6 protein-coding genes and 1 pseudogene are annotated in these 6244 nt (G+C 69.9%); 5 read left to right on the plus strand and 2 right to left on the minus strand.

All coding sequences use genetic code 11. The features are described 5' to 3' along the window. Nucleotides 1-666: pseudogene (locus AN218_RS31500) on the minus strand (hypothetical protein); the annotation flags it as partial. 253 nt (nucleotides 667-919) lie between these two features. On the opposite strand from AN218_RS31500, the gene lipB reads away from it, so the two are divergent. The 4 genes from lipB (at nucleotide 920) to AN218_RS31520 (ending at nucleotide 3924) form a co-directional block, all read left to right on the plus strand. Next, on the plus strand, nucleotides 920-1756 hold the full coding sequence (gene lipB, locus AN218_RS31505) for a lipoyl(octanoyl) transferase LipB (protein WP_070020437.1): 837 nt from the start codon (nucleotides 920-922) through the stop codon (nucleotides 1754-1756). Between the two features lie 182 nt (nucleotides 1757-1938). Further along, entirely contained in the window at nucleotides 1939-2877 is a 939-nt protein-coding gene (lipA, locus tag AN218_RS31510) for a lipoyl synthase (RefSeq protein WP_070020438.1), read from the plus strand. Nucleotides 2878-3041: 164 nt separating this feature from the next. Further along, on the plus strand, nucleotides 3042-3221 hold the full coding sequence (locus tag AN218_RS31515) for a hypothetical protein (RefSeq protein WP_070020439.1): 180 nt from the start codon (nucleotides 3042-3044) through the stop codon (nucleotides 3219-3221). 10 nt (nucleotides 3222-3231) lie between these two features. Beyond that, on the plus strand, nucleotides 3232-3924 hold the full coding sequence (locus AN218_RS31520) for a DUF4191 domain-containing protein (protein WP_070020440.1): 693 nt from the start codon (nucleotides 3232-3234) through the stop codon (nucleotides 3922-3924). Between the two features lie 170 nt (nucleotides 3925-4094). Here the strand turns inward: AN218_RS31520 and AN218_RS31525 are convergent, their stop codons facing one another. Beyond that, entirely contained in the window at nucleotides 4095-4565 is a 471-nt protein-coding gene (locus AN218_RS31525; RefSeq protein ID WP_070020441.1) for an RDD family protein, read from the minus strand. A 196-nt stretch (nucleotides 4566-4761) separates the two neighbouring features. On the opposite strand from AN218_RS31525, the gene glnA reads away from it, so the two are divergent. Beyond that, nucleotides 4762-6177 carry a type I glutamate--ammonia ligase gene (gene glnA / locus AN218_RS31530; RefSeq protein WP_070020442.1) on the plus strand — a complete coding sequence of 472 codons (1416 nt, stop codon included), beginning with the start codon at nucleotides 4762-4764 and terminating at the stop codon, nucleotides 6175-6177. The last annotated feature ends 67 nt before the right edge of the window (nucleotides 6178-6244 follow it).

Genomic DNA, 6244 nt, shown 5'->3' on the forward strand with positions numbered 1-6244 from the left:
CCCGCCCGGGCCCGTACGGACCGCGCCCGCCGCGCCGGAGCGGACATGGCCGCCGCCCGCCGGACCGTGTCCGTCCGCGGTGCCGCCTCCCTCGGGGTCGACGCCCCGCGCCACCCGCTCGTCGGGACGCCCGATGAGCCAGTCGCGGCTGGGCACGACCAGCCCGGCGGGCGTGAAGGCGATCTTGCGCAGTTCGGCGTGGCTGCCCGAGTCCTTGCGCCACAGGCCGCTGACGATGTCCACCGCCTCGGCGGGCGTCGCCGCGAACTCCAGCCCCGCGTAGACCGGAGCGCATGCGTCCAGCCCCAGATCCTGTGCGGTGAGCCGTCTGCCGAGACGCCGTGTGAAGACCTCGGCGATCAGCGCGGGCGTGGTGCCGCGCGGCTGCTGGCCGCGCAGCCAGCGCGTCACGGACGTCTTGTCGTAGCGCAGGTCGAGACCGTGCTCCAGCCCCAACTGGTCCACGCGCCGGGCCAGTCCGGCGTTGGAGAAGCCCGCCTCCGCGATGAGCGCGGCGAGTTGGCGGTTGGGTACGCGCTGCGCGGCCGGGGACTGCGCGGACTGCGGATGGTGCGGGGTTTGCGAGGACGGCACGGCGTCGGTGGCGGACTGGGCGGACGACGCCGCGGACTGCGCGGCGGAATCCCCGGAACGTTCGATGCTCATCAGTTTTACGGGCTCCTGAGCTACGGCTTGCTGAAGGCGCCGTGGCACCCTGTGGAACGGCGCGAACTTAGCCGTCCCACCAGCCCGGCTCGCCGGCTTCCCTGTCCTTTTCATCCATACGTGTGAGCAGGTGCCCGGCTCCCGTAAAGCCCGGTCACGGCCGTACGCTTTCCTCCGGGACCGGCCCTGTGCGGCGCGGCCCCGGCACCGGCGGGCACCGGCCGCGGGGGCCCGGCACGACACTGGAGGAGCCGTGAGCGAGCTGCGCTTTGTCCGTCTGGGGTTCGGCGCCGACGCCGTGGAGTACGGGGAGGCGTGGCAGGAGCAGCGCCGTGTGCACGCGGCCCGTCTCGCGGAGGAGATCCCCGACACCTGTCTGCTGTTGGAGCACCAGCCGGTGTTCACGGCGGGCCGCCGCACCGAGCCGAGCGAACGCCCCGTCGACGGCACCCCCGTGATCGACGTCGACCGCGGCGGAAAGATCACCTGGCACGGCCCCGGCCAGCTCGTGGGCTATCCGATCCTGCGGCTTCCCCGTCCCGTCGATGTGATCGCCCACGTACGGCGGCTGGAGGAGGCCATGATCCGCACCTGCGCGGACTTCGGCCTGGAGACCACGCGCATCGAGGGCCGCAGCGGCGCATGGGTCCTCGGCGACCACGACGAGCGGCCTGCGTCCGAGGACGCCGGAGTGCCCTCCGGGGGCGAACTCGGCGGTCTCTCCCTCGACTTCGAGGCGGGCGGCTCCGGCGGGCCGGCCGCGCGGGAGGAGGACGACGAGTACGACCCGCGTCTGCGCGGTCCCGAGTACGCGCCGTCCAACGCGGGCCAGCGCGGCGAGGACCGCAAGATCGGCGCGATCGGCGTGCGCGTCGCGAAGGGCGTGACGATGCACGGCTTCGCCCTCAACTGCGACCCGGACAACACCTGGTTCGACCGCATCGTGCCGTGCGGCATCCGCGACGCGGGCGTCACCTCCCTCTCCGGGGAGCTGGGCCGCAGCGTGCCGGTCGCCGACGTACTGCCCGTGATCGAGAAGCATCTGCGCGAGGTGCTGGAGTCCGCGGAGCCGCTGCCCCGCGCCGTGTGAGCCCGCCGCACGAGCCCGCCGTACGAATCCGTCGTACGAACGCGTCGTACGGGCCCGCCGCGTGAGCACCGCCGTGTGCGCACCGCCCTGCGTCTGCCAGGCGACCCGGCGGTGGGAGACACGGGAGGGGTGGGCGTACCCTGAAGTTCGCCGAGGAATCGAAAGTACGTAGGGAGCCGGACGTGTCCGCTGTCGCACCCGACGGTCGCAAAATGCTCCGCCTTGAAGTCCGCAACAGCCAGACCCCCATCGAGCGCAAGCCCGAGTGGATCAAGACGCGGGCGAAGATGGGCCCCGAGTACAACGCGCTCCAAGACCTGGTCAAGCGCGAAGGTCTGCACACGGTGTGCCAGGAAGCGGGCTGCCCCAACATCTTCGAGTGCTGGGAGGACCGCGAGGCCACCTTCCTCATCGGCGGCGAACAGTGCACCCGGCGCTGCGACTTCTGCCAGATCGACACCGGCAGGCCCGCCGAGCTCGACCGCGACGAGCCGCGCCGCGTCGCCGAGTCCGTCCAGCAGATGGAGCTGCGCTACGCCACCATCACCGGCGTCGCCCGCGACGACCTGGAGGACGGCGGCGCCTGGCTCTACGCCGAAACCGTGCGCCAGATCCACGAGTTGATGCCCGGCACCGGCGTCGAACTGCTCATCCCGGACTTCAACGCCGTACCGGAGCAGCTCGCCGAGGTCTTCTCCTCGCGCCCGGAGGTCCTGGCGCACAACGTCGAGACCGTGCCCCGCATCTTCAAGCGCATCCGCCCCGCCTTCCGCTACGACCGCTCGCTGGAGGTGCTCACGCGTGCCCGCGAGGACGGTCTGGTCACCAAGTCCAACCTGATCCTCGGCATGGGCGAGACGCGCGAGGAGGTCAGCGAGGCGCTGCGCGACCTGCACGGCGCCGGCTGCGAACTCATCACGATCACCCAGTACTTGAGGCCGTCCGCGCGCCACCACCCCGTCGAGCGCTGGGTGAAGCCGCAGGAGTTCGTCGAACTCAGCGAGGAGGCCGAGGAGATCGGCTTCGCGGGCGTCATGTCCGGGCCGCTGGTGCGCTCTTCGTACCGTGCGGGCCGGCTGTACAAGCAGGCGATCGAGGCGCGTGACGCCCGCGCGGCGTGACCGGGGCCACTCCGGGGCGCGGCCGCGGAGTGACGTTGACCGCATCGGCGTTCGCAGGCTTTGACCGGCTGGTCATCCGCTGGTAACACCTAACGGTGACGATGGCTGCACATACCGTTCCTGGCCGCTGACGGCAGCCATGTGAGACACGGAGGGGAACCGCTTTGCGTACGACGCTGCGCGCCCTGGAGAGCTTCGAGCACCTGCTGATGGGCAGGGGCCACCGGACCGCCACCCGGAACGCCTGGACAGCGGTGCTGGAGGACCGCCGCCGGGCCGTGGCGCGTACCGAGGCCCAGCGGGTACTGGAGGCCGCGGCCGACCGGAGGCCGGCCGCCACGTAAACTTCCCCGCATGGCGAGGAAGGAAGACTCCGAGAACAACCCGGGGCGGCTCAAGCAGATCGCTCTGACGTACAAGATGACCCGGCGTGCCGACCGGAAGATCGGCCTGATCCTGGCCGGCGTGGGGCTTGTCACCTTCGGTGTACTCCTCGCCGTCGGCTTCCTGATCGGGCACCCGGTGTACGCGGGCGTGCTGGGCGTGATGCTGGCCCTGCTCGCGATGGCGATCATCTTCGGACGCCGGGCCGAGCGTGCCGCCTTCGGGCAGATGGAGGGCCAGCCGGGCGCCGCCGCGGCCGTGCTGGAGAACATCGGCCGCGGCTGGACGGTCACGCCCGCGGTCGCGATGAACCGCAGCCAGGACGTGGTCCACCGGGCCGTGGGCCGCCCGGGCATCGTCCTCGTCGCGGAGGGCAACCCGAACCGGCTGCGGTCGCTGCTGGCCTCCGAGAAGAAGAAGATGGCGCGGGTCGTCGCGGACGTCCCCGTACACGACTTCACCGTCGGCGACGACGAGGGTCAGGTGGAGCTGAAGAAGCTGCGCACGAAGCTGCTGAAGCTGCCGCGTGTGCTGACCGGCCCGCAGACCACACAGGTCAACGACCGGCTGCGGGCGATGGGCGACCTGATGAGCAACATGCCGATTCCGAAGGGCCCGATGCCCAAGGGCATGCGGATGCCGCGGGGGCAGGGCGGCCGCTGAGGGCCGCGGTCCCGATCTCTTCCACTCTTCCACGCGTTTCAAGGCGCCCCGTACGTGAAGGCCCGGCCGGAGTCCACGTCTCCGGCCGGGCCTTTCGATGTCCCGTGGCTGTCTCCCGACGTACGGGCGCCCGGTCCATGCGCGTACTTGGGGCGCGTACTTGGGACCGTCTATGTGCGTACCTGGACCGCGCCGGAGATCCGGTCGTGCAGTCCGCGCCCGTCCCGGTCCCAGATCAGCGCCGGAACCGCCAGCGCCAGCAGCACCGTACGCACCGCCGTCCGCCACAGCGCCAGCCGCCCCAGCCCGTCGACGCTGACGACGCGCAGCCCCAGCAGCCGCTTGCCCGGGGTGCAGCCGATCGTGCCGACCGTCAGCAGGCTCATCACGGTGAAGACGCCCAGCGCCCAGTTGTCGGCACGGCGCAGGTCGCCGTCCGCGAACAGCCCGTACGCGACGAGCACGCACAGCGCCCAGTCGATGAACAGCGCGCCCAGCCGGCGTCCGACCGGCGCGATCGAACGGGGGCCCTCCGCGGGCAGTCCGAGCCGCTCGCCGCGGTGGCCGAAGTCCGCCCCCATGTCCTCGGCGGCGGCGCGGGGGCCCGAGAGCCAGGAGCCGATTGCGTCCCTGTTGTTCACGCAGCCACCGTATCGCGGCCTGGAAATGACCTTGTTCGCAGGTCACCGGGTATCGACCGGGCAGTGGTTAACATCGGCGAAACAGTCGGGTCACGCTCGAGAAATCGCGTCTGCCTATCGTCGGCCCCAGCGCGCGCCACCGCACTGGCCTGCGTACCAGCAATCCCGTCCCTCCGCGGCGGGAGTAGGAGGATGGATGTTCCAGAACGCCGCCGAGGCCAAGAAATTCATCGCGGACAACGACGTGAAGTTCATCGACGTCCGTTTCTGCGATCTGCCGGGCATCATGCAGCACTTCACGGTGCCGGCCGAAACCTTCGACCCGGACGAGAACCTGATGTTCGACGGTTCCTCGATCCGCGGTTTCCAGGCCATTCACGAGTCGGACATGGCGCTCGTCCCCGACCTCAGCACGGCGCGGCTGGACCCCTTCCGCGGGGAGAAGCACCTCAACATCAACTTCTTCATCCACGACCCGATCACGGGCGAGCAGTACAGCCGTGACCCGCGGAACGTGGCGAAGAAGGCCGAGGCCTACCTCGCCTCCTCCGGCGTCGCCGACACCGCCTTCTTCGGCCCCGAGGCGGAGTTCTACGTCTTCGACGACGTGCGCTTCGAGACCAAGGCCAACGCCGGTTACTACCACATCGATTCGGAGGCCGGCGCCTGGAACACCGGCACCATCGAGGACGGCGGCAACCGCGGTTACAAGGTCCGCTACAAGGGCGGCTACTTCCCGGCACCGCCCGTCGACCACTTCGCCGACCTGCGCGCCGAGATCACCCTCGAACTGAACAAGGCCGGACTCCAGGTCGAGCGCCAGCACCACGAGGTGGGCACCGCCGGACAGGCTGAGATCAACTACAAGTTCAACACGCTGCTCGCCGCCGCCGACGACCTGATGCTCTTCAAGTACATCGTGAAGAACACCGCCTGGCGCAACGGCAAGACCGCGACGTTCATGCCCAAGCCGATCTTCGGCGACAACGGCTCCGGCATGCACGTACACCAGTCCCTGTGGAACGAGGGCTCCCCGCTCTTCTACGACGAGCAGGGCTACGCGGGCCTCTCGGACACCGCCCGCTACTACATCGGCGGCATCCTCCGGCACGCCCCGTCGCTGCTGGCCTTCACCAACCCCACAGTGAACTCGTACCACCGCCTCGTCCCCGGCTTCGAGGCCCCGGTGAACCTGGTCTACTCGCAGCGCAACCGCTCCGCGGCCATGCGCATCCCGATCACGGGCTCCAACCCGAAGGCGAAGCGCGTGGAGTTCCGCGCCCCCGACCCGTCCTCGAACCCGTATCTGGCCTTCTCCGCGCTGCTGATGGCGGGCCTGGACGGCGTCAAGAACAAGATCGAGCCGGCCGAGCCGATCGACAAGGACCTCTACGAACTCGCCCCCGAGGAGCACGCGGGCGTCCCGCAGGTCCCGACCTCGCTCCCGGCCGTTCTCGACGCGCTGGAGGCGGACAACGAGTACCTGCAGGCGGGCGGCGTCTTCACGAGCGACCTGATCGAGACCTGGGTCGACTACAAGCGGGAGAACGAGATCGCCCCGATGCAACTGCGGCCGCACCCGCACGAGTTCGAGCTGTACTTCGACATCTAAAAGGGCATCTGAACTGCGAAAACGCAGTTCGAGCTTTCGTCGTCGGTGCAGGTCAGCGGCTCGCTGA

It is taken from the genome of Streptomyces nanshensis, from assembly GCF_001751255.1.
Lineage (GTDB): Bacteria > Actinomycetota > Actinomycetes > Streptomycetales > Streptomycetaceae > Streptomyces > Streptomyces nanshensis_A.